Annotated in this window: 18 protein-coding genes and 1 tRNA gene; 6 read left to right on the top strand and 13 right to left on the bottom strand. The window is 58.1% G+C overall.

The window, feature by feature from the left end; all coding sequences use genetic code 11:
* Positions 1 to 46: 46 nt before the first annotated feature.
* Positions 47 to 6,493: a peroxidase family protein gene (locus tag AB7M23_RS15730; protein ID WP_454241263.1), complete on the bottom strand. Its 6,447-nt coding sequence runs from the start codon at positions 6,491 to 6,493 to the stop codon at positions 47 to 49.
* Between the two features lie 457 nt (positions 6,494 to 6,950).
* Here AB7M23_RS15730 and AB7M23_RS15725 point away from each other — a divergent pair, with 457 nt between their 5' ends.
* Positions 6,951 to 8,429, top strand: coding sequence for a sensor histidine kinase (locus AB7M23_RS15725; protein ID WP_454241262.1), 1,479 nt, complete (start codon positions 6,951 to 6,953; stop codon positions 8,427 to 8,429).
* Positions 8,430 to 8,439: 10 nt separating this feature from the next.
* On the opposite strand, the gene AB7M23_RS15720 is transcribed toward AB7M23_RS15725, so the two are convergent.
* Positions 8,440 to 9,126 (bottom strand): response regulator, encoded by a 687-nt coding sequence (locus AB7M23_RS15720; RefSeq protein WP_454241261.1) that lies wholly within the window; start codon positions 9,124 to 9,126, stop codon positions 8,440 to 8,442.
* Between the two features lie 314 nt (positions 9,127 to 9,440).
* Here AB7M23_RS15720 and AB7M23_RS15715 point away from each other — a divergent pair, with 314 nt between their 5' ends.
* Genes AB7M23_RS15715 through AB7M23_RS15705 form a run of 3 tightly spaced genes read left to right on the top strand, consistent with a single transcriptional unit; the run spans position 9,441 to position 13,869 of the window.
* Entirely contained in the window at positions 9,441 to 11,177 is a 1,737-nt protein-coding gene (locus tag AB7M23_RS15715) for a type I secretion system permease/ATPase (protein WP_454241260.1), read from the top strand.
* Positions 11,178 to 12,524 carry an HlyD family type I secretion periplasmic adaptor subunit gene (locus AB7M23_RS15710; RefSeq protein ID WP_454241259.1) on the top strand — a complete coding sequence of 449 codons (1,347 nt, stop codon included), beginning with the start codon at positions 11,178 to 11,180 and terminating at the stop codon, positions 12,522 to 12,524.
* A gap of 16 nt (positions 12,525 to 12,540) precedes the next feature.
* The gene (locus AB7M23_RS15705; RefSeq protein WP_454242183.1) at positions 12,541 to 13,869 is read left to right on the top strand and encodes a TolC family outer membrane protein; all 1,329 of its coding nucleotides are present in this window, start codon (positions 12,541 to 12,543) and stop codon (positions 13,867 to 13,869) included.
* A 67-nt stretch (positions 13,870 to 13,936) separates the two neighbouring features.
* Here AB7M23_RS15705 and AB7M23_RS15700 read toward each other — a convergent pair whose 3' ends face one another.
* On the bottom strand, positions 13,937 to 14,863 hold the full coding sequence (locus AB7M23_RS15700) for a LysR family transcriptional regulator (protein ID WP_454241258.1): 927 nt from the start codon (positions 14,861 to 14,863) through the stop codon (positions 13,937 to 13,939).
* Between the two features lie 227 nt (positions 14,864 to 15,090).
* Here AB7M23_RS15700 and AB7M23_RS15695 point away from each other — a divergent pair, with 227 nt between their 5' ends.
* Entirely contained in the window at positions 15,091 to 16,218 is a 1,128-nt protein-coding gene (locus AB7M23_RS15695) for an alkene reductase (RefSeq protein WP_454241257.1), read from the top strand.
* A gap of 706 nt (positions 16,219 to 16,924) precedes the next feature.
* Here AB7M23_RS15695 and AB7M23_RS15690 read toward each other — a convergent pair.
* The 5 genes from AB7M23_RS15690 to AB7M23_RS15670 all read right to left on the bottom strand — a co-directional run bounded on the left by AB7M23_RS15690 (position 16,925) and on the right by AB7M23_RS15670 (position 21,800).
* Positions 16,925 to 17,914 (bottom strand): aspartate-semialdehyde dehydrogenase, encoded by a 990-nt coding sequence (locus AB7M23_RS15690; RefSeq protein ID WP_454241256.1) that lies wholly within the window; start codon positions 17,912 to 17,914, stop codon positions 16,925 to 16,927.
* 54 nt (positions 17,915 to 17,968) lie between these two features.
* Complete coding sequence (gene rarD, locus AB7M23_RS15685; RefSeq protein WP_065760660.1) at positions 17,969 to 18,898, bottom strand: EamA family transporter RarD; 930 nt, start codon at positions 18,896 to 18,898, stop codon at positions 17,969 to 17,971.
* Entirely contained in the window at positions 18,895 to 19,641 is a 747-nt protein-coding gene (locus AB7M23_RS15680; protein WP_454241255.1) for an iron-containing redox enzyme family protein, read from the bottom strand. Before AB7M23_RS15680 ends, rarD begins: the two co-directional genes overlap by 4 nt.
* Before the next feature lie 103 nt (positions 19,642 to 19,744).
* On the bottom strand, positions 19,745 to 20,545 hold the full coding sequence (locus tag AB7M23_RS15675) for a HalD/BesD family halogenase (RefSeq protein ID WP_454241254.1): 801 nt from the start codon (positions 20,543 to 20,545) through the stop codon (positions 19,745 to 19,747).
* A gap of 55 nt (positions 20,546 to 20,600) precedes the next feature.
* A complete protein-coding gene (locus AB7M23_RS15670) occupies positions 20,601 to 21,800 on the bottom strand; it encodes a cation:proton antiporter domain-containing protein (protein ID WP_176717449.1) in 1,200 nt (399 codons plus the stop codon).
* Positions 21,801 to 22,242: 442 nt separating this feature from the next.
* Here AB7M23_RS15670 and ftrA point away from each other — a divergent pair, with 442 nt between their 5' ends.
* On the top strand, positions 22,243 to 23,238 hold the full coding sequence (gene ftrA, locus AB7M23_RS15665) for a transcriptional regulator FtrA (protein WP_065760656.1): 996 nt from the start codon (positions 22,243 to 22,245) through the stop codon (positions 23,236 to 23,238).
* A gap of 1 nt (position 23,239) precedes the next feature.
* Here ftrA and AB7M23_RS15660 read toward each other — a convergent pair whose 3' ends face one another.
* The 5 genes from AB7M23_RS15660 to gacA all read right to left on the bottom strand — a co-directional run bounded on the left by AB7M23_RS15660 (position 23,240) and on the right by gacA (position 26,844).
* On the bottom strand, positions 23,240 to 23,362 hold the full coding sequence (locus AB7M23_RS15660; RefSeq protein WP_454241253.1) for a hypothetical protein: 123 nt from the start codon (positions 23,360 to 23,362) through the stop codon (positions 23,240 to 23,242).
* 282 nt (positions 23,363 to 23,644) lie between these two features.
* Positions 23,645 to 23,720, bottom strand: a tRNA-Gly gene (locus AB7M23_RS15655).
* 66 nt (positions 23,721 to 23,786) lie between these two features.
* On the bottom strand, positions 23,787 to 24,347 hold the full coding sequence (pgsA, locus tag AB7M23_RS15650; RefSeq protein ID WP_065761978.1) for a CDP-diacylglycerol--glycerol-3-phosphate 3-phosphatidyltransferase: 561 nt from the start codon (positions 24,345 to 24,347) through the stop codon (positions 23,787 to 23,789).
* 32 nt (positions 24,348 to 24,379) lie between these two features.
* The gene (gene uvrC, locus AB7M23_RS15645) at positions 24,380 to 26,203 is read right to left on the bottom strand and encodes an excinuclease ABC subunit UvrC (RefSeq protein ID WP_099774264.1); all 1,824 of its coding nucleotides are present in this window, start codon (positions 26,201 to 26,203) and stop codon (positions 24,380 to 24,382) included.
* A gap of 2 nt (positions 26,204 to 26,205) precedes the next feature.
* The gene (gene gacA, locus AB7M23_RS15640) at positions 26,206 to 26,844 is read right to left on the bottom strand and encodes a response regulator transcription factor GacA (RefSeq protein WP_454241252.1); all 639 of its coding nucleotides are present in this window, start codon (positions 26,842 to 26,844) and stop codon (positions 26,206 to 26,208) included.
* Between the last annotated feature and the right edge of the window lie 39 nt (positions 26,845 to 26,883).

The raw sequence follows: 26,883 nt of genomic DNA, 5'->3' as shown, positions 1-26,883 counted from the left end.
GGCAGGGGCGCTCGCTGTTGCAGAGCGCCCCCGGTGCATTAACGACCTACACCACACCGATAAAATCGCTCGCTGTCAGCACCACATGCCCGACCAGATCGATCTGGAAGTCGGCACCACTGCCGCTGTTCACATTGCCCTCTACATAGGTGTGGTCGACGCCGCCGACCTTGACGAAGTGGTATTTCAGTTGCGCCTGATTGTTGAACTCAGTGCCGCTACCGTTCCATTCGCCGAGGAAGGTGAAGCTCTGATTGCCGGCCGAGCCGCCTCCAGATGTGCGCGCATCGATCAGTGACAGGTCGATGCGGTCTTGCCCCTGGGTAAAGTCAGTGATGACATCGCGAGAAGCGTTGGACGTACCTGAATCCCCCAATGCCGTGAAGACAAACACGTCATTGCCTGCTCCGCCACTCAAGGTGTCACGGTTCGCGCCGCCGATCAGGGTATCGTTGCCGCCACCACCGCTGAGCGTGTCGTTACCGGCCAGGCCCTGAAGCACGTTATCGCCGGCATCGCCGATCACGGTATTGGCCCCGCTGCCGCCGATCACATTTTCAATCCCACTCAGCGTATCGTTCCCGGTTTGCGCGCTGCTGGCATTACCCGCGGCCAGGTCTACCGTGGCCGCGGCGGAGGTCGCCGACAAGTCGTAAGTATCGACCCCGGCACCACCGTCGTAGCTGTCATTACCATCGTTGGTTGAGGCACGGAAGGTATCATTTCCCAGGCCACCGAACAGGGTGTCGATGCCCTGGCCGCCCATCAGGATGTCGTCGCCATCACCACCGTCAATCCAGTCATTACCGCCCTGGCCTTGCAAAAAGTTGCTGACAGCATTGCCCTGGATGTGGTCGTTGTTGGTGCTCCCAGTGACGTTCTCGATGCCCGTCAGGGTATCGCTGGCGGTCTGGGTACTGGTTGCCGTGCCTGTGAGCAGGTCGACCGTCGCGGCCGCCGAGGTGGCGGACAGGTCATAGGTGTCGATGCCCAAACCACCGTCATAGCGGTCGTTGCCGTCGTTCAAGGATGCCAGGATGGTATCGTTACCGGCGTCAGCCAAAATGGTGTCGTTGCCGGCCAGCCCGCTGAGCGGGTTGTTACCGCTGTTGCCGGTGATGATGTTGTCCAGTGCGTTACCGGTACCGCTGATGTTGGCTGCTCCGAGCAAGGTCAGGTTCTCAAGATTGCTGCCCAGGGTGTAGCTGACCGAGGACATGACGGTATCGGTACCCTCATTCAGGCTCTCTAAAACCAGATCGCCATTGGCATCGACCCTGTAGATGTCATTACCGACCCCACCACGCATCGTGTCGTTGCCACTGCCGCCGTCCAGCACGTCGGCCCCCAGGCCACCGTTGAGTACATCGTTGCCCGAATAGCCCAACAGGATGTCCTGATAGTTGGTGCCGGTCAGGGTATTGCCGGCGTTGGTGCCTTCGATAAAGCGCCCGACCGCCTCAGAAGGATCAGAGGTCAGATGCTCCAGTGTGCCGTTGTTATCGGTGTAGGTGGTGATCACCCGCAACTGCTGACCAAACTGTGCCGACGTCGGAGCAAAGCTCGCCGCATTCGCGCCGACGATATTCAGCCACACCGCCCCGACCAACGCTTGCCACTGATAGGAAAAACCGTTCGCACTGGGCAGGCCGTCGGCATCCTGGATCGCCGAGGTGTTGGCGTTCAACCGGTATTGGCTCGGTACCGGACGATTGGCGGCGGTCGGCGCCGTGGCATAGCCCGACAGCATGACGTTGCCGGTCGGTAGATGGTTGGGTAGATTCAGGTTGATGGTGTGATCGGCAAAGGCCAGCTTTTCCACACCGACCACAATATCCGTGCCGTCGCGCCCCGCCACTTTATCGGTGACTTTAAAGGCGGTAATGAGCCCCTGGTTTTTCGTCAGAAACTCAATTTTTTCAATGCTGTAGTCTGCCTGGTTACCGGTGAAAACTGCCGTGTCCGACGACCCGGTCGTACCGCCGTCACCGACCGTGACGCTGTCGGCGAGGTCTGCGGTCGCCACCCCGTTGCGCCACAGCCGCGTGACCTGGCTGCCGCCCAACTCCAGGTTCTCGAAGGTGGCCGACTTCAGCATCTCGGTAAAGTGTTTCTCGAAGCCAGGCCCGACCGCGTCAAGCAGGCCATTGTTACCAATGAAGCCAGCCGCGCGGTGACTGGCACCATCGATGTAATTGTCATAGCCACCGCTATAGGTGCCGATCAGGCTGTCCAGACGAGTGCCGTCGCCGATAATGACGTCATTGCCAAGGCCACCGGCCAGTTGGTCGTTACCACTGCCACCGATCAACCAGTTGCCGCTCGCATCCCCCAGGATGGTGTCGTCATTCTGGCTGGCGATCACGCCTTCAATGCCCACCCAGGCCGGAAACGGGGTGGTCAGGTCGATCGCCACGGCAGGGTTTTGTTGGGTCGAGAAATCGATCGTGATGCCTTTGGGGGCCTTGGCATGGTCGCTGAAATCGATCAAATCGAATCCAATACCCTTGCCATCGTTGCCAAGGTCCGTCTTGCCGTCGCCGCCCAGCACCTCGTCCGGGCCGCCGCCCATAGCCTGAGAGAAGGCCCCCGGGCGCAGGATATCGTCGCCATTCATACCGGCTGAAATATCCTGGTCATCGCCTCCGATGATCAGGTCGTCACCGTCGTCGCCCCACAAGAGGTCTCCACCGTCACCGCCGTCAATGATGTCGTTGCCATCACCTCCGTGGGTGAAGGCATCGGTGTCGCCTTCACCGAATATGAAGTCGTCGCCCGACTCGCCCGAAAGCTTGTCGATGCCCACGCCGCTGTGCAGGATGTCATTGCCTTCGCCACCAATGATCTGGTCGATGCCCGCGGCGGCCGTACCGGATTGCTCGCCGCTCACATAGTCGTCACCAGCGCCGCCGTCCAGCAGGTCGCCGCCGTCGCCGCCGTAAATGCGATCATCACCATCGCCACCGTAAAGGCGGTCGATACCACTGCCGCCGTAGATGATGTCATTGCCGCCTTCGCCATAGACGGTGTCGTCGCCACCCCACGCGTAGATGAGATCGTTGTTGTCGCTGGCAACGATCACCTCGTGCGCATCGGCGCCGCTGTTCGGCGTGCCGTCAAGGTTCTTGCCACCGTTAAGCGCAGTGGTGCCGGACGTTGGGGCGCCGTCCTCGACACGGACGTCACGAATATATTGCACGCCGTTGACCGTAACTATGTCTGCGTTACCGCTGGTGGCATTGCCTTTTGTGGAGTAAATGCCGAGCGACTGATGGCCAATGACTGTTGTGCCATCTGCTGCATAAATCGGGTGACTGTCTTCGTACGCTTTCAGCGCATCGGCGTACTTGTGTTCGGTCTTGGCATTGGCGACCTCGTTCTGCGTCAGATCGTAGTACTTATCGGCATAGGCGAACACACTGCCATTGAGATGTTCGACACCGGTGTTGCGCTCGATGATGTCCTTGAACTGCTCATTGATGATGCCCTCGCCCATCTGCAATTGATCCAGACGGTAGAGGTAGTAGAAGCGATCGCCGTTCATCAATCGACTGATCTGGTCGACAAACACCGTATCGAAGGTTTCCCCCAGAAGGCCGCCGGTGATGTGCGCCTCGGCCAGCCCGCCGATCCAGGTGTCGATGTGCTGGAAACCGTCGACACCGTAACTGCCGGCTTCGTTCGGGCTGTTGAAGGTGTTGTTGAGGAAGTTCAACGCCTGATTGTAGGTATAGCCGTGAGCACTGGCGCTGCCTTCGGTAATGCTGCCGTTCTCCAGGCCGACGAGCGCAGTCGCGCGGGCCACGTCGCCATCAAACGAGTAAGCGGCAATAAAGTTCACCAGGTTGTCCGGGTGGATCATGTTGGCGCCAAAGTCCGCCCAACTGCTGTATTCACTCAGGCCAATGGCTTTGCGGAATTCGTTAAGCGTGGGCGTACCCACGTCACGGCCCCGGGCGATATTGATAGCAGCCAAGTCCAGCGGCTGGCCGAGCAAACCCTGATTCAGCGCGGGCGTGATGAACTCGTCGACCTCATTGGCCTGCTGGTGCGTCATGCCCAAGGCGATGGCGGCCGCCCCCTTCTGCGCAAACAATTCCGGGGTAAGGAAGGCACGTTCCAGGGCAACGCGCATCACCGCATTGGTAATGCCGCCCGAAGGGTCGATCACGTCGATAGACTCGCGCAGCATACTGTGGCCAAAACGGTAAGCCACTTGTGAAAAATCCAGGCTCACATCCGCTTGTTCACCGCTGTTGTAACCGACGAATTCGGCAATGTTGGGGGTGATGGTGCGTGCGAATTGATCCACCGCCGTGTGCTGGTACTCCATCTCGACGGTAATCTTCGCGGCGTTGAACAGTTTGTTGTCATCCCAGGCAATGGTGCCGCTTGCATAGACGTAGTTGCCCTGCGCGTCTTCATAGTGGTTGCCGACCACGCTGACGCCAGTGGCTACAACGTCTGTCGGCTTGCTGGTAACAGACTGCTGCCACTCGTGAAGCAGGTCGTGATTGTAGGTCCCGGCCTGGTCGAGCCGTTCCTGACGCAGGTCCTCGGCCGCGACGGCTTCCTGGATGTTGCGTACCTGGAAGTTGTGTTCTTCGTGCCAGACATGGTGTATCGCGGTAAGGCCGACGTTTTCGTTCACGCGGCCGTCGCCAGCAATGTAATGGTCACCCACTGCCGCCAGAAGCAGGTCACCGACAGCGGCATGCACTGTGGGGTCAAGTGCAACCACGGTGGGCCCCGCCTGCATCGATGTCTTGATACTGAAATCACTGAAGTTCACCCACAGCGCCAGTGCGCTGGCTCCCGTCAGCGTCATGGTTGGCGAGCCAGGGCCCATGGCTCCAGCCGGAACCTTCAGTTCAAGGTAACCGTCATTCGCGCCCTGGCCGTCGATGTAGGAGAAATCGTAACCGGTACCCAGTGCCTGTGCGGCGGCCTTGAGGGTAGCGATATTGTTCTGAAAGTCAGTGGCAGCGTCGGGATTCAACGGGTTCTTGAAGTGCGCCTCATCGAACCGCGGATTCATATCAAGAATCAGCGCCTGGCCAGAGTTGCCGGCCTCAGCCCCGGTTGCCACGTGACCTGTGGCATCGCGATTGCGCAGGTTGCTCACGTCCTCCCACGTCAGGTCGGCACGCTGGGTGAGCAGCAGGTGCGCACGCAGTTCGTTCAGTGTGGGCAAGGTAGCGTGAGTCGTTTCGCCAAACGCGTTTTTCCAGGCAACCGAAGTGTTGCCGTCAAGCATTTGCGCACCCGCCTGGTAGCTGGCACCGCCATCGGTAGAGACCCAGGCGCGCAGCAGATCGGTCACTTCCTGATTGGAGCCATAGGTCTGGCTCTGGTCAATGTAAGGCGAGGTGTGGTTGTTCCATTGTGGTGTTCCATCGGCGGTGAAACCGCTCACATCCGCGCGCGAAATCACAATACTGGTGGTGGGCTGGCCTGTGCTGGGGTTGATGACACCGTAGAGGGGGTCGTCTGGGGACAGGTTGATGGTGATCTTGCTGCCATCGGCACCCTTGCCGATGAAATCGAGGCCGTGGTCGAAGAACTGGCCGAATAGCACAAACCAGCCGTTGACCGGCGACACCCCGGGGTTCTGCGCGCCGATGAAGAATTCCTGGTTCTGAACCAGCGCCTGCACCGGCGCGCCGGTGATCGGGTCAATGAGTGGGTTGCCATTGGCATCGAGCTGCCAGACCGGATTGCCGTTCGCGTCGAACTGCAGATCATACGGACGCTGAGTGTCCTGCTGGCCGAGAGACTCCAGCATGCCGTAGTCGGCCACTTGGGTGAAACCGTTGGCGTCCTTGACAAGATGGGTGCTGCCCGTTTGAGTCTCGAAGGTGACACCACCCGTGCTGACCAACTGGCTGATCATGCGCGGCGTGTAGTCCACTACATCATGGGCGGGGGATGCTTCGTCAAGCGGCGTGGCGGGATTGTCGCCATGCTTGGTGTAGTCCGCCGCCGCGGGATCAGGGGGCGTCGTGAATGTGTTCGCGTAAAACGCATTCGGGTCGCTGGGCACCTTGGTCGGGTTGGCAACGAGAACGCCGTCCACATAGTTATCGGGGTTGTTCGTATCGACCACGAGCCCCGACTTGGGTTTGATGTAGTGATCGAAAATCACCGCCGCGCGCTGCAGGAAGGGCTGATCGACAGCGCCCCAAGTGGCATTCACAAGATAGAGGTTGTTGTTCAGGCCCGAGGGGTCGCGCAGGCCTTGAGAGGCCGTGACCGAAGCGTAGGAATGGCCATACAGTGCAAGGTTGCTGGCAATCTGCTCCTGACTCAAGGGCGTTGTGCCCGGGTCATAGATCAACGTGTGCTGGGCGTCGTAGATCGCGCTGGCGCCGTCCCAGTTGATGATTGCATTGCCATCCGCATCGTACAGCGGACGGAAGTCAATCTGGCGCTGCATGAAATCAAGATCGGAAAGATTGAATCGGAAAGGCTTCAAAATATAGCGCGTGGCCATGATATTTCACCTGTCGAATGGAGTTCAAACTTCAGTTCCGTCGTTATTGATCAGACCTTGATGCCAACCCTGAGGCGCAGCCTGTAGGCGGAAGGATCCAATTACTACTTCTTCACCGACAGCATTACGAACGCAGACGAATCACGGCAGGTGCGAAGGTCTAATGAAAAATTGAGACTTTCGTCGCTGACACGACTGAGACCTTGGTCGGGTATAAGCCTGCCGTTCATCCCACGCTGAAATCTGAATCAACCCTGAACTGACTGACGAATCCAGGCCATACACCAAGGCGCAACATGCAGTGCTGGATTGCCCGGCTATAGTGACCTGAGCGTGCACAGCATCTACTCAATCAGCAACACCGGACGGGATAAACGCGTGAGCGGCCGTCATGCGTTCTCACGCCTGAGTGCGTGAAGCACTACTGACTCAACACCATGATCAGGAAGCCGTACTGATGGCAAAAGCGGCCAAACCCCAATCGAACACGGAGGCCTCTATTGAGGCGACTGAGACTGCGGTCGAGCCTGTACCCATGCCCGACCGCAGTGAGCTGTGGCGTACTCGCGTGATGATTAAGGCACGCAACTTGAGCCGCTCCACGCAGTTCGTGATTGCCGCCACACTGATCTTGGGGCTGACGATGTTTTTCGTCGGCGAACTGGTGAGCGAGCGAATAGAACGAGCAGCCGTGCAAAGCGCAGCCGAGGCCGGCGCCCATTACATGGAAGCGTTTCTGGAGCCCTATGTGCAGGAATTGAGTCGCGATAACGGACTCTCGCCGTCAAGCATAGAGTCCCTGGACAGTCTGTTGGAGGGCAGCTCGCTGAAACGGCACATTGTCTCGATCAAGATCTGGCGACCGGACGGCACGGTGGTGTACAGCACAGACAAATCCATCGCCAATCGCAAGTTCCCGATGACTGAAATCACTGATGCGCTCAAAGGCAACGTCGTCACCGACCTTGATGAGCTGAAACAGACAGAGAGTGAGTTCGAACGCAATTTAAATATTCCGCTGTATGAAATCTATGCACCGCTGCGAGAGCTAAATACCGGAAAAATCATTGCAGTGGGGGAGTTCTATGAAAAGGCCGAAAGCCTTGAGCAGGAAATCAATCGCGTCCATCAGCAGGTATGGATGGTCGTCGGCACCGCGACGCTGGCCATGCTGACGCTGTTGTTTTTCATCGTTCGACGCGGGGACAAGATTATCCAGCGTCAGCAGGTGGCACTGAGATCGCGCATGCTGGAGCAGAACAAATTGCACCTGAGCAATGCTGTGTTGCAACGCAAGATAGCCACGGCGACGCAGGAGTTTTCCAGAATCAACGAACTCACGCTAAGACGCATCGGCGCAGACCTGCATGATGGTCCGGCACAGCTACTGACCCTGATTTTGGTTCAGCTCGATGACTTGGCCGAAAACTGCACAACCGTCGATCAGGAGTCCCTGGAAACCATACGGCGCGCCGCTACCGATGCATTGCGTGAAGTACGGGATCTGTCGCGGGGCCTGGCACTTCCGGAAATCAACGATCTGAGCTTGCAGGAGGAGTTGCAGCTGGTGGCCCTGCGGCACGAGCAGCGCACAGGCAGCAAGGTCAACATGCAACTGGGGCAGCTCCCCGAAGAGACATCACTACCCCTCAAACTCTGCCTTTACCGTTTCGTGCAGGAAACCCTGAACAACGCTTACCGACATGCCCAAGGCCAAGGCCAGACCGTTCGCGCAGACTACATAAATGGGCGGCTTTCTATCAGAGTCAAAGACAGTGGGCCGGGTATTTCGGTTGATGCCATGGAGGCCGAGACCTCAGGCAGGACTCGCCTGGGGCTCGCGGGCCTGCGTTATCGCGTGGAATCCCTCGGTGGACAGTTCAGTATCGATTCGTCCCAGGCTGGCACCTCGGTAAATGCACAATTCAATCTCTAGTCGGGAGACGCTAGGCATCTATACGCTGCTTGATATCCCTAATGCCCAGACGACCAATGGCCTCCCGCCGCCAATAATGGCGTAAGGCTGTTACTGCCTCGACACGGTTGCGGGCGTGCAACTTCTGCATCACACAGGTCATGTAGTATTTGACGGTTTTTTCACTGATCAGCAGCTTTGACGCAACTTCCTTGTTGGTCAGGCCTTTTGAGACCTCACGAATGATCTGTTCCTCTCTATGAGTGAGGTCGGTTTTGTGAATGTCCACCTCGTGTTTCTTGAGGTTGCTCAGCAACCTGTTTGCAAACTCAGGGGTAATGAATGTTTCACCTTTGGCAATCGACCTAATCGCCTGCACCAGATCAGGTCCACTGACGCCTTTCAATACATACCCACGCGCGCCGGCTTCCAGCGCCGAGTAGGCATCATCTTCGGCCTCGGAAACCGTCAACATCAGCACCTTGACGTCCGGCACGTGGGTGGAAATGAACCGCACCGCGCCAAACACGTCGCCTGGCATATTGACGTCCATCAGCATTACATCCGGCCTCAACCGCAAGGCAATGCCGCGGGCTTCATCGGCACTCTCCCCTTGCTCCACCACCTGCAAGTCCGGCCTCTTCCTCAGCGTATTGGCAACGCCTTCACGCAACAAAGGATGATCATCGGCAATTCCAATGCGGATGAAAGAATTCATGACAGGCTCCTGACAGGGCGAGGTTTCGAACACTCATTGATTAATAGCAGGTAACCCGGGCAGACGCGGAGCGACCGTCGCAAATGCCTGGAACATCGAGGCCAAAAATTAGACTTAAGTCGGACGAAATTTACCCGTCAATAAGCAGTTCCCCTCACAATCGTCTGAAAATAACCTCACCAAGTGATTGTTTTTAAAGGCCGTCAAAATCATCAAAAAAATGACACCTTGAAAAATCCGGATCGGCTTCTTATCCGACCAGGTGTCGCCCTCCTACGCTGAGGTACATAAAGCCCCGGCATTGGAACCTTCCGATGGATAAGAAAAACCGCCAGCGCTCCGAATTTGCCGAGGTAGTGTTTCAGTTGCGCCACACCTTCTACTCGCTGGCCGGGTTCAGTGGCGTTATCAACCTGTTGATGCTGGCTCCGGCTATCTACATGCTGCAGGTCTATGACCGGGCGCTGGTCAGCAGCAACATCACCACATTGCTGATGCTGACCCTTCTTATGATCGGTTTGTACACCTTGATGGCTACGCTGGAGGTGGTACGTGCTCATGTGCTGATCCGGGTCGGCAACCGTCTGGACATGGCCCTGAACCGCAGGGTGTTCACGGCCGCATTCGCGCGCAACCTTCAGCGCGCCGGTGGTAACCCGGCCCAGGCCCTGCAAGATCTGGCTCACGTGCGGCAGTTTTTGACCGGTAACGGTCTGTTTGCGTTTTTTGACGCCCCTTGGACGCCGATCTATCTGTTTGTCGCCTTCCTGATTCACCCACTACTGGGAACTGTCACCCTGGCAGGCTCACTCATTTTGGTGTCACTGACCTGGTTCACCGAAATCGCTACAAAAAAGCCCCTGAATGAGGCCAATCTGGCAGCTCAAGTCTCCGCTAGCTTCGCCAATAACAACCTGCGCAACGCCGAAGTCATCGAAGCCATGGGGATGTTACCGGCCATCACCCAACGCTGGTTCGGTAGCCATTTGCGTATTCTGGAAATGCAAACCCTGGCGTCAGACCGCGCAGCCTATATCAGCGGCCTTGGCCGTTTCGCGCGCATGGTGTTGCAATCGCTGACCCTTGGCACAGGGGCCCTGCTGGCAATAGAGGGGGCTATCACCCCGGGCATGATGATCGCCTGCTCCGTCCTGAGCGGCCGCGCACTTGCACCTGTGGAGCAGTTGATTGGCGCCTGGAAACAACTGCTGACCACTCGCCGTGCCTGGTCACGATTGCAGCAACTGCTACAAGATTTTCCACCCCAGGCCGCAGCGATGAAGCTGCAGCGCCCGCTCGGCATGCTGTCAGTCGAGCACCTGCACGCCGGGGCGCCGGGTATGAGCCAATCCATCATTCGCGGGCCGCACTTCAGCCTGTCGCCGGGCGAATCATTGGGCGTCATCGGTCCTTCCGCCTCGGGCAAGTCGACCCTGGCCAGATTACTGGTAGGCATCTGGCCGGCACAGAGCGGCAAGGTGCGGCTCGACGGCGTGGACGTCTATCTGTGGAACAAGGAAGAACTCGGCCCCTGGGTCGGCTACCTCCCTCAGGATGTTGAATTGTTCGAAGGCAGCATCGCCGACAACATTGCGCGATTTGGTGAGGTCGACAGCGATGCGGTGATCGTGGCGGCCAAACGGGCCGGCGTGCATGACATGATCCTGCGCTTTGCCAAGGGTTACGACACGACGCTGGAGGTTGATGGCAATCCACTGTCCGGAGGCCAGCGCCAGCGTATCGGCCTGGCACGCGCCCTCTACGGTGACCCGTCGATTATCGTGCTGGATGAGCCCAACGCCAACCTCGATGACGCCGGCGAAAAAGCGTTGGTTGACGTACTCAAAGACCTTAAATCACGAGGCTGCACCACGGTGCTGATCTCTCACCGCCCTAGCATTCTCGGTACCGTCGACAAAATCCTGATGCTGCGTGACGGCAGCACCCAGCTGTTCGGCCCACGGGAAGAGGTTTTTGCGGCGTTGCGCCAGACCAGCGTGCTGCCAACTGTTGGCGCCACGAACCTTTCAGCCGTTCGCGGGAGAGAGTAAATGGGCGCCTTGAGTATTGATCCGCGCAACAAGGAATCGGTAGGCGCGGCTGCGAACATTGATGTCAACGACCAACGTCCAGCGCGCTGGGGGGTGTTGCTGGTCATCCTTGGCTTTGGCGGATTTCTGCTCTGGTCATGGCTGGCACCGCTGGATGCCGGCATCGTTGCCACAGCGACGGTCAAGGTCACCAGCAACCGCAAAACCATCCAGCACCTCACCGGCGGCAGCGTCGAAGCCATACGGGTACGCGAAGGCGAACGTGTCACCCTGAATCAGGAACTGGTAAGACTCGATGCCACCCAAGCACTCTCGGAACAAGGGGTGGTGAACGCACAGTTCATCGCCACCAAAACCATGGAAAACCGCTTGGAGGCCGAGCGTGACGGGCTGCCTGATGTAGTGTTCGACCCCGCCATGTTGCAACGCTACGCCAATAATGAACACTTGGCCCACGCCATCCTTCTGCAGCGACATTTGTTCGCAACGCGACGCGCCAGCCTGGCAGGCGAGATCGGCATCCTGCGCGAATCGCAAGCGGCGGCCGAGGCTCAGATCAAGGGTATGCAGCACATCTACGCGGCCCGCTCGGCGCAACTCGGCTTCCTCAATCAAGAACTCACCGGAGTACGCCAACTGGCCGCCGAAGGCTATGTGCCGCGCAACCGCATGCTCGAGCTGGAGCGCTCCGGCTCAGATCTCAATGCGTCGCAGGCGGAGAACCTCAACAACATCGCCCGGGCCAAGAGTCAGGTTGCCGACATCAAGCTGCGCATCCTTCAACGCGAATACGACTACCGCAAGGAAGTACAGTCGTTGCTGGCGGACGTGCAAAAGGAAAGCAGTACGCTCACCGATCGATTACAGGCGCTGGACTATCAGGTCCGGCACACCGTGATTCGCTCACCCATCGAGGGCGTGGTCCAGGGGCTGAGCGTGTCGACCATCGGTGGTGTGATCGCTCCAGGTTTCAAGATCATGGAAATCGTCCCGGCTCACGAACCGTTGCAAATCGATGCGATGATCCCGGTGCAGGCCATCGACCGCATGGCGCCGGGGCTGCCGGTGACCATTTCCTTCCCGGCGTTCAACCATGTGCAAACGCCGAACATTCCCGGGAAGGTCCTGACCATTTCCGCCGACCGCTTGGTGAGCGAAGACAACAAACAACCCTTTTACCTGGCTCAGATCGAAGTGACCGAGGCTGGCATGGCCCTGCTCGGCAGCAACCATATTCGCGCCGGCATGCCGGCCTCGGTCACGATCAAGACCGGCGAACGCACGATGCTGAGCTACCTGTTGAAACCGCTGCTGGAACGCGTCGATGGCGCATTCAAGGAGCAATAACGTGAGCAGGTGCGGCATGTTCATTGGCTTCGCCGCCTTGCTATGCCTGGCTCAGCCGGTGCCGGCCCTGGACCTTCGCGAGTCCTGGAACTTGATGCAGTTCCAGGGCCCGGCCTACCTTGCCGCCGGGCACGAGCGCGACGCTGCGCGGGAAAATCGTGCCATTGGTCAATCCGGGCTGCTACCCAAAGTGGGAATAACCGCCTTTGAAAACCACATTGACGGCACCCAAAAGCAGCCGGACTTTTTCGGCAATAGCCACACTAACGATCTGAACTACGCCTCCAAAAGTGCGACCCTGCAGTTACGTCAACCGCTATTCAACAAACAGAAAATGGCCGAGTACCGCCAAGGCCAGTATCAGGCCGAGTACGGTGAAGCGGTGTTCGATGGCAAGACTCAGGATGCGGCGGTGCGATTGGCCGGTCGCTATTTTGACGTGCTGCTGGCTCACGAAACCGTAAAACTGGCAGTAGCCAAACTCAACTCATTCAATGAGCAGGTCGCTTCCACTCAACGGCGTAAGCAACTGGGTGATGGCACCATCACCGATGTCGACGAGGCAATCGCGCGCCGAGATCTGGCCCAAGCCGAACTCATCGAGGCCGAAGACAGCCTGGTGGTCGCCAGGCGTCTGCTGCAGGAGTACCTGGGGCAGGCGCCGGATGAGATCGCAACCCTGCAGGACACCTTCCCGACACCGCCCCTGCAACCGGACAACCTGCAGGCATGGATCATCCGCGCAGGCACTGACAGCACTGCAATCCGTGCCCGCCGCTTGAACGTGAGCACCGCCGATGAGGAAGTTGCCAAGGCCAAGGCCGGCCACTGGCCAACCCTTGATCTGGTTGTGGGCTACACCGCAGCCGACAGCGAAACCCTCTCCACCCAGAACGAGCGAAACCGCTACGCCTCTGCCGGGGTGGAACTGAACATTCCGTTGTACAGCGGTGGCTACGTCAGCGCCCGTGCCCGGCAAAGCGTCGCCAGCCGGGACCAGGCCGAAGAAGACTTGAACGCTACCCGCGAAGAAATCATCTCTGGCACCACACGGGAATATCGCGGTGTGCAAAGTGGTGAAGCACGCATCCATGCGCTGGAAAAAGCAGTCAAATCCAGCGAGCGCGCACTGGACTCGTCAAAAAAGGGGTTCATGGCCGGTACCAGTACCAATGTCGACATACTCAACGCCCAAGAGCAGATCTACACCGCCCGCCGCGATCTGTTCGAAGCCAAATTGCGCTACCTGCTGGCCAGATTACGCCTGGTTGCCAATGTCGGGGCACTGGGGGATGACGACATCGAAAGTGCTAACAGCTATCTGGGGCCAAGGTTGTCGTTCTGAGGCGCGCTGTTCATGGCTGGCAAGGCCAACGGTTTACCTCCATAAGCGCCTGCGCATAGCCAGGCCGTCACTCCAAGTCGTCCCAATAAGGCGGCGTGCCAATGGCGTTCAGAAAGTAATCCCAAACCAATCGCACTTTTCGCGAGCGAAGCCGGTTCTCGGGGGATATCAGGTGTATTTGACTTGGCATCGCCTCCACGGAGCCCTCCCATTCGGGCAGAAGCCGGATCAACTCTTTGTTCCTGAAGCGCTCTTTGCTGAATAGCCAGGAAGGAAAGAATACGATCCCCCTTCCAGCCAATGCCGCTGCCACCAGCACCTCAGCGTTGTTGCTTCGGAGTGGACCCTGAACATCAATGATTTCTACTGCCTCGCTCTCAGGACGACGAAAATACCAGCGCTGCGCTCCACCCGTTCCCTTATAGACGAGACAGGAATGGTTTCGCAGTTCCTGCGGCGACGAAGGTTTTCCATACCGTTCCACATACTCTGCGCTCGCGCAGAGTACGTAGCGTTGGTCGCAGATTTTCCGTCCGATCAAACCCGAGTCCTCTAAATGCCCGACTCGGAATGTGATATCCGCGCCCTCCTGTACAGGATCAATGAACGCATCGGTGACAGCCAGCTCCACGGTCAATTCGGGGTATTGCAGATAAAGACCATTGAGGAGCTTCACGATGTGAAGATGGCCTAGCGCGACAGGTGCATTGATCCGCACCAGGCCACCAATGTCCCCCCCTTTACCGCTGACTTCTTCATCTGCTGCGTCCAGCAACTCCAGAACTTCCCTGATCTGAAGGTAATAACGCTCACCCGCATCGGTCAGCTTTACCGCGCGAGTACTTCGATACAGGAGCTGTTGTCCAACCTCCCGCTCAAGCGCCGCAATGAAACGTGAAACCGATGAGGCCGGCACCTGGAAGTGGCGGGCTGCCGCGGAAAAGCTGCCTTTGAGGGCAACCATCGCGAAAAACCTGTGGGCTTTTAGATGCATGTCAGGTGTCCTTCAGGGGCTCGGGGGGGCTCGGGGAGGCTGCGATGACCCGCAAATGCTCAGCCGATGCCGTGCTTTCAGCCTTAAGCAATCAAACAAATGCACACTCAAAAATTGCTGTTATAGCAATAGTGTTTTGCTTTCAGCCTTAATTGTGACCTTTTTCGCAACCTCCTACCATCGCGCCCTCTATAGCAGTGCGTTACCCCACCTGGAGGCCAAGACTCATGATTGACCTGTTTGACCCATATGACCTGAACGGGTTGACGCTGAACAACCGCTTCGTCATGGCACCGATGACCCGGTCACGGGCACCAGAGGACATCGCAACTGAACAGGTGGCCTTGCATTACACCCAACGAGGCACAGCTGGCCTGATTGTGTCCGAAGGTACCCCGATCTCCCGCGAGGGCCAGGGCTATCTCTTCAATCCCGGGATCTTCACAGAAGACCAGATCCAGGGCTGGAAGCTGGTCACCGATTCAGTCCACAGCGTGGGCGGCAAAATCTTTGCCCAGTTGTGGCATGTTGGACGTGTTTCCCACACCTCGATTCAGACCGACGGGAAAGCGCCCGTCAGTGCCACGAGCAAAGTTGCACAAGGCGCGATCGCCTTCGGATACACGCAGAACGGTGAACCAGGATTTGTCCCAACGTCGACTCCCCGCCCTCTTGCTACTGAGGAAGTCGGTCGAGTCGTTGAAGATTTTGCGCAAGCCGCAGCGAATGCAATTGCTGCCGGTTTCGATGGCGTGGAAATTCATGGCGCCAACGGCTACCTGATCGAGCAGTTCCTGAACCCATTGGTCAATGACCGCTCCGACCGCTATTCAGCGAAAAGCCTGGAAGACCGCCTGCGCTTCGTGTTTGAAGTGGTTGATGCCGTTTGCTCCAGAATTGGCGCAAACCGGGTAGGTATTCGGATCTCTCCGTACGGGCAGCTCTTCGACATGCCACTCTACCCCGAGATCGACGAGACCTACTCTGCACTCTGCGCAGGCATGAACACGCGTGGGATCGCCTATGTCCACGTCATGGATCAGACACACTTTTTCCTGGCGAGTGAAAGCGCTACTGCGCAGGAGCAAGCGCTTCGAGAACTGCTGGAGCACTGCAAAGCGCAATTGGGCCAAACAGCGCTGATTCTTGCCGGTGACATGACACTGGAGCGCGCCCAAGACCTGGTTGATGCTGGGCTGATCGATCTGGCGGCCTTTGGGCAACCGTTCATTGCCAACCCTGATTTGGTCGCACGCTTGAAAAACGGCTGGCCTTTGTCGACGCCAGATCGCGACACCTACTACGGCGGCACCGCCAAGGGTTATGTCGACTATCCCCCGTACGTGCCAGCCTGACGCGACGGTCATTCAGCGGTGGCGAGGCAGTCATTGCCCGCCATCGTCTTAAATGGCCGCCCTGGATTGTCTGCTGCTAGGGTCTGCATGAAAAGTCTTGAGACGAAGGTCAGGCAAGGCGAAAACAGCCGAGGAAGCGGAGTTTACGGGTTGTAAATGAGCATTCCGAGGCTGTTTTCAACGCAGCATCACCGAGTATCAAGGCTTTTCGTACAGAGCCTAGTGAGCCGTGCTGGCTGACTGTGCCGACATTGATCAGGCCACACTTGACACCGCCTTGGGCGTGGAACACGCCAATCGGTATTGGCAATTCGCAGCAAACTGGCTTGACCCGCAGCGCATGGGCAACTGAGGTGCCCTTGTGGTTTCTCTGTGAACATCTCGTTACAGCTACTAGGACGGAGCAGATGCCCATCTGCGCTACCTGGATGCCCAGCGCGATGCCTTTAGCAATCAATACACGCTGATTCAGCGCTAGCACCTAGCGAAAGATTGCACTGATCAATCTAATCAAAAATATCGCAAAAGTGATTGATCAAAATCGCAAACGCCTATCAATCCTGTTCATGCACAAGCTAAGCCCATGCAAGGCTCAATGATCAGTTTTGGACGAGTCATTATAGCCTTGAGGGCGGTAGAGATCCGTTGGTCGCAACATGTGGACAGAGGCTAATGGCCTGATGGCGAGATCGGCAAGGACCAGACGTCAATCGTCGATCAATTGCATGATCTCGAACGCGTTCAGCGCCGCCCCGCGCAACAGCTGATCGCCGCTGATGAACAGGTCCAGGCCGTGCTCCTTGTAGATCAGGTTGTAGCGGATCCGCCCGACCTCTACCGCGTGTTTGTAGGTCGAAGTCATGGGCATCGGATAGCAGCCCTGCTCGGGCGTATCCACCACTTCAACCCCCGGAGCGGCGCTGAGCAGTTGGCGAACGCGAGCCAGAGAGCGGATCGGTTGCTTGAAGCGCAGGCTCAAGGCTTCGGCGTGGGAACGCAGGGTCGGCACGCGCACGGCGGTGGTGCTGATGGCCAGGTCCGGTTCGCCCAACACCTTGCGCAATTCCCAGACCACTTTCATTTCTTCGCGGGTGTAGCCGTTGTCTTCGAACGAGTCGACCTGGGGAATCACGTTGAACGCCAGGTTATGCGCGAAGTGCTCGGCGCCGTCGTGATCACCATAGTCGGTGAAGGCCTTGGCCCGCTCACGAAGCTCTTCCATCGCCGGTTGCCCGGCGCCGCTGGCGGCCTGGTAGGTGGAAATGATCGCGCTGTCGAGCTGATATTCGTGGTGCAACGGGCCAAGCACCATCAAGGCAATGGCCGACGAGCAGTTGGGGTTGGCGATGAGTTTTTCACCGGCATAGCGCTGGCCGTTGATGGGTGGGACCAACAACGGCACGTGATCGGCATAGCGAAACGCCGACGAGTTATCGATTACATAGGAAGACTGGGCGAGGCGCTCGCCGTACTCCAAGGCAAACGCCCCTGAAACACACAGGAATACGATATCGCAGGTGGCGCAACCTTCGACCGAGAACGGCTCGATCAAGTGCTCGCTGTCGCCAACCTTAAGTCGTTTACCGGCCGAGCGTGGCGAGGCCATGCACACCACCTCGTACGCGGTATTTTCAAGCAGCTGGAGCATGGTCATGCCCACGGCGCCGGTGCATCCAACCACAGCGACTTTTTTCATTTCAATCTCCTTATACACCCGTCGCGCCGCCCACAGGGCGGCGCGCGGTTGGGCTCATGCGCTACACAGTTGAGCAGATAATTTGGCAGCAGCGGCCGCCCGTTGCACCCGAATCGAGTTCCAGGTGAACAATGTTAGCGCCAGCCAGATAAACGCGAACGCCGCCAGTTTCAGTGACGAAACTGGCTCACCGTAAACGAATGCCGCCAACACAAAGTTGCAGATCGGTGGAACAAACTGCAGAAAGCCCAGGGTGATCATCGACAGACGCTTGGCTGCCAGGCTGTACCACCACAATGGCAGCACAGTGATCAGACCGGTGGCGACCAAGAGCACATCGTGGTTGATCGACAGCAGGAACTGATGCCCTTGCCCCGCCGCATGAGCCAGTGCCAGGAACACCGCGGCAAACGGCAGCAACACGCCGATTTCCAGGGTCTGGACCACCACCGGATCTCCAGGCACCTTCTTCTTGAATATCCCGTAGAAGGAATAACAGAAGCCAATCACCAGCGCGATCCAGGGGAATGAGTGCAGGTTCAGCAACTCGAAGGCCATCAGGATCACGCCGGTCACGGCGAGGAAGATAGCCCAGGTCTGCAAGGTCGTCAGTCGCTCCTTGAAGATCAGCCGCGACACCAGCATGCTCATGATCGGACTGAGGAAATAGCCGAAAGCCACCTCCAGCACGCGCCCCGTCATGATCCCGTAGATGTACATCAACCACCACAGTCCGAGCACCGCCGCAACCGTCAGCACGTTGGCTGGGCGCACCGTCTTGAGGGTTGAGCGCAGCACCGGCAGGCGCCCGGTCAACAGCAAAAGCGCCACGAGGAACAACTCAGCGAACACCACCCGCCACGACAGCAGGTGATAGGCATCCAACCCCGCCAGTGGTTTGTACCACAGTGGGTAGGAACCCCAGAGCAAGGTTGCGCCGAGGCCGAAGGCCACGCCATTGCGAGATTCACTGTTCACTGTCATTGAAGCGCCTCGACGTTGAGTTTGCGTTCAATGCCGTCCCAGAACACTTCCATCAGGTGCAGGTACTGTTCAATGCCTTCGGCAAACAGGCGACGCTGCTCTTCGGTCTGCAGGTGTTTCTCCATGACGTTGAACACCGCGTTGGAATGGCCGACTTCCACTTCCATGTGCAACGTCCAGAAGAACCGGCCGCGTTCGTCCACGCCTTCGTGGATCAGGCCGTCGTTGTATTTGGAAACCATCGACGCCGACATAGCTTCATCAGCAAACAGACCACCGAGGGCTTTCTGCAACGGCGGCGTGCTGTACAGCGCGCAAATACCGTCGTTCAGCGCTTGGGTGCTGGGCAGGCACTTGTAAGTCTGGATCTGCGTTTCATCGATACCCTTGTCATGGAGGAACTTGCGATACAGGTCCGAGTGCGAGCGGGTTTCGCCCAGCTCGTCACGGGCGTTGAAGGCAATCGTGCGCAACACCGCTTCGTCACGGGTAATGGTAGAAATACCGCAGACGTAGAACGGCAGGAATTTGAAGTAGTGCAGCGTTTCCAGGTACAGCACCTTGCTCTGCTCGGGGCTCAGGCCTTTCTGTGCATAGGCATTAAGGAATGGGTGCTCGGTAGCGCGATGCTTGAGGATGTAGTCAATCTGCTCATCCATGAACAGCTTGAGCTCAAGATCGACCGAGGTATCGCGGACAACATAAGCGGATTCGGACTGGAACGTTTCTTGGCTGATGGACATGGCACTTCTCCTTGAAGATACGAATGGCAACGGCATATGAGGTACAGGCCGCGCGGATGGCTGCGTTCGCTTGGCGACAGGGGCGTCAGGGGCGTCAGGGGCGTCAGGCTTCTTCGGCTTCGGCCGTGCGCGCTTCAGTGCCCCAGATCACGTCGATACTTTCGTGGGCGACATCGGTGCGGCGATCGTGGGCACTGGCCCAGCAGGTGTTGAGAATGATCCGGGTGGTTTCCTGCTGGATGGGTGCAACGTGGTGCAAGGTGGTATCGGATTTGAGGAAGTACACATCGCCCTTGAGGTGGTGATAGGACTTGATGTCGTTGTTGAGGATGTACTGCCAGATCTGCGGGTTCTGTTTGTCCCATTCACTGTGCGGCACGCATTGCAGGACGCCACCGATCGCCGGGTCTTCAGGCGCTTCGATGATCCAGATCATGGTGTAGGGATAGTCGCCCCAATGCCAGCCGTGGGTATCGCCCGGGTGGCTGAGCTTGGTGATCAGGTACTGTTCCTGCTCCCAGCAGGACGCCAAGTCGTCACCGGCAATGTTACCGAGAAAGTTGCGCAGGGCCTTGGACTGGTACAACGCCGGAATCAAGGTTCCACCTTCGGCAATTTCCGGTTGGTTGACGTTATACATTTTGCGGTAGGTATTGCCGGTGGACGGAACGGTCACATCGCGACGCACCGAATACTCATCGAGCAACTCATGTACTTCTTCATGGACACTTTCCAATACCTTGCGCGGCAGAAAGGTGAAATCCTTGAAGTTGAAATAACCATCGCGACGAAATTCATTGCGAATCTTCTTCATTCGATTTTCATCGGACAGCATGGCTTGAAAGTGCCTTTCAAGTTGTTGCTCAAGTACATCCACGACCAGACTGGGTTTCTGATTTTCCATGATAGCTTCCTTTCTTTTTATTGAACGATCCAACTAATCCGCAGGTTTTGTCAGTTCAAGACTGATGAATAACGCTGGCAACCGGCCACTGACGGCGCTTCAAACTCAACAAAGGACCGGTCATCAAAGTGGTGACAATGGTCATCACCACCAACGCGGTAAACAGTTCGGCGCCGATGATGCCTAGGTCCAGGCCGATCTTGAGCACCACCAGCTCCATCAAGCCGCGGGTGTTCATCAAGGCCCCGAGGGTCAAGGCCATCGACCACGGGTAGGCCATCAACCGCGCGCTGAGGGCGCTGCCGACGACCTTGCCGACAATGGCCACCATCAGAATCACCGCCAGCACCGGCAAGCCCAGGCTGGAGAACGCAGAAGCGCTGGTGCTCAGGCCGGTCAGGGCGAAGAAACACGGCATCAGGATGATCAGCGAGACGTGCTCCAGGCGCTCAATGATCATCTCTAGCAACTGCTGCTCCCGTGGCAGACACAGCCCGAACAGGAACGCCCCGAACACCGCATGCACGCCGAGGGCATGGGTCAGGCTGCCGTAGATCAGCACCCCGGCCACCAACACGATCAGCACCTTGGGTTGGGCCAGGCGATCATCTGCGGACAGCCATTTGCGAAGCAGCGGTTTGAGCAACAGAAACGACACCGCGACCAGCAACAACAGCCCGATGATTCGCCCGCTGAGCACCAGCCAGCTACTGTCGTGGCCGTTGACCATCGCCACCAGCGCAATCAGCAGCCAGGCGACCACGTCGGTCATGGCCGCCGCCACCAGGGCAATCGTCCCGACTTCACTATCGAGCAGGGCGCGCTCCTTGAGAATCCGCGCAAGCACCGGAAAAGCCGTGACCGAAAACACTGTACCGATGAACAGAGTGAAACCGAGCCGCGACACGCCCGGCAGCGCAAAGCGCTCGAACAGCCAAGGCGCAATCGCCATGCCCAGCGCAAACGGCAGAACAATGCTGAACCCGCCAATTACCAAGGCCTTGAGCCCGGTCTTGCTGCCTTTGGCGGGAAAGCGGAATTCAGCGCCGATGACGAAGGTAAACAGCAGCAGGCCAAGTTCGCTGAGGACTTTCAACTGACGGGTAGCGTCGGCATCAAACAGCTGTTGGTGAAAGCTCGGAAACAATTGCCCGAGGATGACCGGCCCCAGTACGAAACCGGCGATCATTTCACCTACCACCTGAGGTTGACCAAGACGTGCCAGCGCAGCGCCGAGCAACTTGGCGGTCAACATCACAAATAAAATCTGTACAAATAACATAGTCCCTTACCTCACAGCGTCCTGATTAACCCTTATAGAGCAATCGCTGTTTAACGAGCACCCACTAGTTACTGCCGAATTTCCGCAATTCATCAATCAGCTTTATTCTGAAAGTCCAGCCCCCAAGACAACTTAGCGCTTTAGCGGCGCAAACTAAATAGTAGGGAAACTTGAACCCGTTCATATAACAGATCGAGACAACTCGCACTTGCCGGATGGCCAAGTCAACCTGTTCATTGTAAGGACAAGTGGGCAATCATCTGTCGACGCATTCAAGTGGCCGCCGACAATGCGGCTGTCGCTTGGGTAAAGCGCTGCCGCCTGTTCATTCGGTGATTGTCCGGCAGTGATTGTAGGGGACTCAATCGGTCGGCTACAGTGCGGCATTCGACAATAAACGGTAAGTTTACGCCAAATGCACGACCACCCTGGAACTGTCGCCATCCTGGCCTATAAAGGCCTCTGCGTTTTCGAGTTTGGCATCGCGCTGGAGATCTTCGGCCTACCGCGCCCGGAACTCGATGTCCCTTGGTACAAATGCCAGATTGCTGCCGTCGACCCCGGCCCCATGTATGCGCTGGGCGGCATTCAAATCAGCGTCGATGCCGGGCTGGAGCTGCTTGACAGCGCCCAGACCGTTATTATTCCGGGCTGGCGCAGTCGCCACGAAGCCCCTCCCGAGGCTTTGTTGCAAGCGCTGCGCAATGCACACGCGCGGGGTGCCCGCTTGTTGTCGATCTGTTCCGGGGTGTTCGTCCTCGCCGCTACCGGTTTGCTCGATGGCAAAACGGTAACGACCCATTGGCAACTCTCCGATGAACTGGCCGCACGCTTTCCACTGATCAAGGTTGACCCGAACGTGCTGTATGTCGATTCGGGGCAACTGATTACCTCGGCGGGCAGCGCCGCCGGCATTGATGCCTGCCTGCACCTGATCGTCCGCGACTTCGGCACACACATCGCCAACTCGGTGGCCCGGCGCCTAGTCATGGCGCCCCAGCGCACCGGCGGCCAGTCACAATTCATCGTGACGCCGGTGAGCAAATCACCGCGCAACGAACTGACCCGCGTGCTGCAATGGGCCCGCGAACACCTGGACGAACCGCTGAGCGTCTGTGAGATGGCCAGCCAGGTGGCCATGAGCGAACGCACCTTCCTCAGGCGCTTTGTTGAAACCACCGGGTTATCGCCCAAGGCCTGGCTGCAACAGGAACGCCTGAGCCGCGCCCGGGATTTGCTAGAAAGCACCGACCAGAGCACCACCAGCATTGCGCAAGTGTGCGGCTATCGCTCGGTGGAAAGCTTTCGCAAGGCGTTTCGCAACACCGTCGGCCTACCGCCCTCCACCTACCGTGAACGGTTCGGCAGTGGCGTGACCTGTGAGCAAGCGGCCTGGCTGGCGAGTTGCTGACTCATTGCAGTTGCGTGAACACTCGCTTGATACGGGTCAGCACACCTTCCTGGAGCAAGGCTTCGCAGTAAGGTTTGTTCGGACGATCCAACTCGATACCGACCCACAAGCCACGACCGCGCACTTCGCGAATCGCCGGTACGGCCAGCCCTTGCAGGCGCTTGACCAGGTGCGCGCCGAGCCGCGCACTGTTCCATCAGCCCCTCTTCGTATTGCACCTTCAGGGCTTCAAGGCCAATGGCCGCCACGTTGAGCGCAAGCCCATCCGTGTCGGCTACCCACTGATCGAAGACGGCCTGGAAGGTATGCTCTGCCGCAAAACAAAAAACCCCAAGGCTTTCACCTTGGGGTTTTTCATGTGCAGCGCACCTTTCTATGAAGCTATCAAGATTCGCTGCACCAAATTTGGAGCGGGAAACGAGACTCGAACTCGCGACCCCGACCTTGGCAAGGTCGTGCTCTACCAACTGAGCTATTCCCGCGTCGTCTTGATGGAGGCTATTCTAGCGATTTTAAAAACCTCGTCAAGCCTTTGATTCAAAAAAGTTTTATTTTTTTTCTGAACCGTCCCGCAGGTGTGGCCAGGCCGCCCGCAAGTACTGTTGCATCGACCACAAGGTCAGGCCCGCAGCGATCATCAGCAACGAATAACCCAGCACCACCCAGAAGTTGAGCACCGGCGGGTTGGCCAACAGGATCACCAGCGCCAGCATCTGCGCCGCAGTCTTCCACTTGCCCAGGTTCGACACCGCCACATGAGCGCGGGCGCCAAGCTCGGCCATCCACTCGCGCAGTGCCGAAACAACGATTTCGCGCCCGATGATGACCGCCGCGGGCAAGGTCAGCCACAGGTTGGCATGCACCTGAACCAGCAATACCAGCGCTACCGCAACCATCAGTTTGTCGGCAACAGGGTCGAGAAACGCACCGAACGGTGTGCTCTGTTGCAGGCGCCGGGCCAGGTAGCCATCCAGCCAGTCGGTCGCTGCGGCAATGGCAAAGACCGTGCTGGCGGCAAGGTAGCTCCAGTGGTACGGCATATAGAACAACAAAATGAAGATCGGTATGAGCAGGACGCGAAGAACGGTAAGCAAATTAGGAATATTCATCGGCACAACTGGCTGCAAAGTGAGCGGGCATTCTACTCGCTATGCAGGCTGTCATAAATCGACTCAGCAAGCTTTTTACTGATTCCGGGTGCTTTAGCGATTTCTTCTACGCTGGCACGGGCCAATTCCTGCAACCCACCGAAGTGTTTGAGTAGGTCGCGACGACGCTTGGGCCCTACCCCGGCAACACCTTCAAGGCTGGAGGTACGCCGCGCCTTGCCGCGTCGGGCACGGTGGCCGGTAATGGCAAACCGGTGGGCCTCGTCGCGAATCTGCTGGATCAGGTGCAACGCCGGTGAATCCCCGCGCAACGTGAACTCGTGGGCGGCATCATTCAGGTAAAGGGTTTCAAAGCCAGCCTTGCGCGTAACGCCCTTGGCCACGCCCAGCAGAATCAGCTCGGGTACGGCCAGTTCCTGCAGTACATCCCGAGCCATGTTCAGTTGGCCCTTGCCGCCGTCCACCAGCAGGATATCGGGCAGCTTACCCTCGCCTTCCTTGAGCCGGGCAAAGCGTCGGGTCAACGCCTGGTGCATGGCCGCATAGTCGTCGCCAGCCGTCACGCCTTCAATGTTGTAGCGACGGTAATCCGACTTGAGCGGGCCTTCCGGCCCGAACACCACGCAGGACGCCACGGTCGCCTCACCGCTGGAGTGACTGATGTCGTAGCACTCCAGTCGTTGAGGGATCTCGTCGAGCTTGAGCACCTGAGCCAGTGCTTCAAATCGCGCCGCCATGTGCTGGCGGTTGGCCAAGCGCGCCATCAGCGCCTGTTCGGCGTTGGTAACCGCCAGTTGCTGCCAGCGCGCGCGCGTGCCGCGCACCCGGTGGCTGATGCTCAACTCGCGGCCACGCAGGCTATGGATCGCGGCGGTGATCGCCTCGAAGTCCTCATGCACCACGTTGACGATCAACTCGCCCGGCAGGTCGCGTTCAGGGTTCCCCACATAATACTGCGAGAGAAACGCGGCCATGACTTCGGCCACGTCCTCTTCAATACCCACCTGCGGAAAGAAGTTCTTGCTGCCCAGTACCCGCCCGCCACGCACACTGATCAGGTGTACGCAGGCACCACCCGGGTTGACGAACGCGGCTATCACATCGACATCACCGCTACCGCCCTCCATGCTCTGCTGGTCCTGGACACGCCGCAGCAAGGCAATCTGATCGCGCAACTCAGCCGCGCGCTCGAACTCCAGGGCCATGGCGGCACGCTCCATGGCCGCACTCAACTCATCGGTCAGTTGGTGGCTGCGCCCTTCCAGGAACATCACCGAGTGACGTACATCTTCGGCATACACCTGCGGCTCAACCAGACCGACACACGGAGCCTTGCAGCGCTTGATCTGGTACTGCAGGCAAGGCCGCGTGCGGTTGCTGTAATAGCTGTCTTCACACTGACGCACCAGAAAGGTTTTCTGCAGCAGGTTCAGGCTCTCGCGAATGGCTCCGGCGCTGGGATAAGGCCCAAAATACTTGCCCTTGGCCTTCTTGGCGCCACGGTGAATGCCCAGGCGCGGGTATTCACCCTCGGAAAGCACGACATAGGGGTAGGATTTGTCGTCACGTAGCAGGATGTTGTAAGGCGGCCGCCATTCCTTGATCAGCGTCTGCTCCAGCAGCAGCGCCTCGGTCTCGTTGGCGGTAATGGTGGTTTCGACCTGAGCGATCTTGCCCACCAGCGCTGCCGTTTTCGGCGCAAGACCGGTCTTGCGGAAATAGCTGGCCAAGCGCTTTTTGAGGTTCTTCGCCTTGCCTACATAAAGCAGGCGCGCGTCCTCGTCGAACATTCGATAGACGCCCGGGCGACCACTGCAGGTCGCCAGGAAGGCGCTTGAGTCAAAAACAGGGATCATGTTCAGAGATTGGCGTCGACCATGCCATGGCGGACCGCCAGCAACGTCAGTTCGACGTCGCTGGTGACCGAAAGCTTTTCAAAGATACGGTAACGGTACGTGTTCACGGTTTTCGGCGACAAGCACAGCTTGTCGGAAATGATCTGTACCTTCTGGCAACCGACGATCATCAGCGCGATCTGGATCTCTCGTTCTGACAACGCGTCGAAGGGCGAACCCTGCGGCTGAAACGGCTTGAGTGCAAGCTGTTGGGCGATCTGTGGGCAGATATAACGCTGCCCGGCAAACACCATGCGTATCGCTTGCACCATTTCATCCAGCCCGGCGCCCTTGGTCAGGTAGCCGGCGGCCCCCGCCTGCAGCAAACGCGTCGGGAACGGGTCCTCTTCACAGACCGTTACCGCCACCACTTTCACATCAGGGTGGCTACGCAGCAGCTTGCGGGTGGCTTCCAGGCCGCCGATACCCGGCATCTTGACGTCCATCAGGACGACATCCGGCTTCAACTCACGCGCGACCTTCAATGAAGCCTCGCCCGAATCCGCCTCGCCGACCACCTGAAGACCGTCGATATCAGCCAGCATTCGGGTAATGCCTGTACGCACCAGATCGTGATCATCGACCACCAGGACCCTAATCAAGCTGACACCTCGCGTTACGGTCTTAAATTGGATCCCGCC

Source organism: Pseudomonas sp. HLS-6 TE3448 (genome assembly GCF_053629555.1).
Note: the sequence above shows the minus strand (reverse complement) of the source record. Positions and strands in the feature narration are given on the sequence as shown.

What these genes read in the sequence shown, in the direction of transcription:
- AB7M23_RS15730 (WP_454241263.1), bottom strand. Translation starts at nt 6,493, where the DNA reads ATGGCCACGCGCTATATTTTGAAGCCTTTCCGATTCAATCTTTCCGAT.
- AB7M23_RS15725 (WP_454241262.1), top strand. Translation starts at nt 6,951, where the DNA reads ATGGCAAAAGCGGCCAAACCCCAATCGAACACGGAGGCCTCTATTGAG.
- AB7M23_RS15720 (WP_454241261.1), bottom strand. Translation starts at nt 9,126, where the DNA reads ATGAATTCTTTCATCCGCATTGGAATTGCCGATGATCATCCTTTGTTG.
- AB7M23_RS15715 (WP_454241260.1), top strand. Translation starts at nt 9,441, where the DNA reads ATGGATAAGAAAAACCGCCAGCGCTCCGAATTTGCCGAGGTAGTGTTT.
- AB7M23_RS15710 (WP_454241259.1), top strand. Translation starts at nt 11,178, where the DNA reads ATGGGCGCCTTGAGTATTGATCCGCGCAACAAGGAATCGGTAGGCGCG.
- AB7M23_RS15705 (WP_454242183.1), top strand. Translation starts at nt 12,541, where the DNA reads ATGTTCATTGGCTTCGCCGCCTTGCTATGCCTGGCTCAGCCGGTGCCG.
- AB7M23_RS15700 (WP_454241258.1), bottom strand. Translation starts at nt 14,863, where the DNA reads ATGCATCTAAAAGCCCACAGGTTTTTCGCGATGGTTGCCCTCAAAGGC.
- AB7M23_RS15695 (WP_454241257.1), top strand. Translation starts at nt 15,091, where the DNA reads ATGATTGACCTGTTTGACCCATATGACCTGAACGGGTTGACGCTGAAC.
- AB7M23_RS15690 (WP_454241256.1), bottom strand. Translation starts at nt 17,914, where the DNA reads ATGAAAAAAGTCGCTGTGGTTGGATGCACCGGCGCCGTGGGCATGACC.
- rarD (WP_065760660.1), bottom strand. Translation starts at nt 18,898, where the DNA reads ATGACAGTGAACAGTGAATCTCGCAATGGCGTGGCCTTCGGCCTCGGC.
- AB7M23_RS15680 (WP_454241255.1), bottom strand. Translation starts at nt 19,641, where the DNA reads ATGTCCATCAGCCAAGAAACGTTCCAGTCCGAATCCGCTTATGTTGTC.
- AB7M23_RS15675 (WP_454241254.1), bottom strand. Translation starts at nt 20,545, where the DNA reads ATGGAAAATCAGAAACCCAGTCTGGTCGTGGATGTACTTGAGCAACAA.
- AB7M23_RS15670 (WP_176717449.1), bottom strand. Translation starts at nt 21,800, where the DNA reads ATGTTGACCGCCAAGTTGCTCGGCGCTGCGCTGGCACGTCTTGGTCAA.
- ftrA (WP_065760656.1), top strand. Translation starts at nt 22,243, where the DNA reads ATGCACGACCACCCTGGAACTGTCGCCATCCTGGCCTATAAAGGCCTC.
- pgsA (WP_065761978.1), bottom strand. Translation starts at nt 24,347, where the DNA reads ATGAATATTCCTAATTTGCTTACCGTTCTTCGCGTCCTGCTCATACCG.
- uvrC (WP_099774264.1), bottom strand. Translation starts at nt 26,203, where the DNA reads ATGATCCCTGTTTTTGACTCAAGCGCCTTCCTGGCGACCTGCAGTGGT.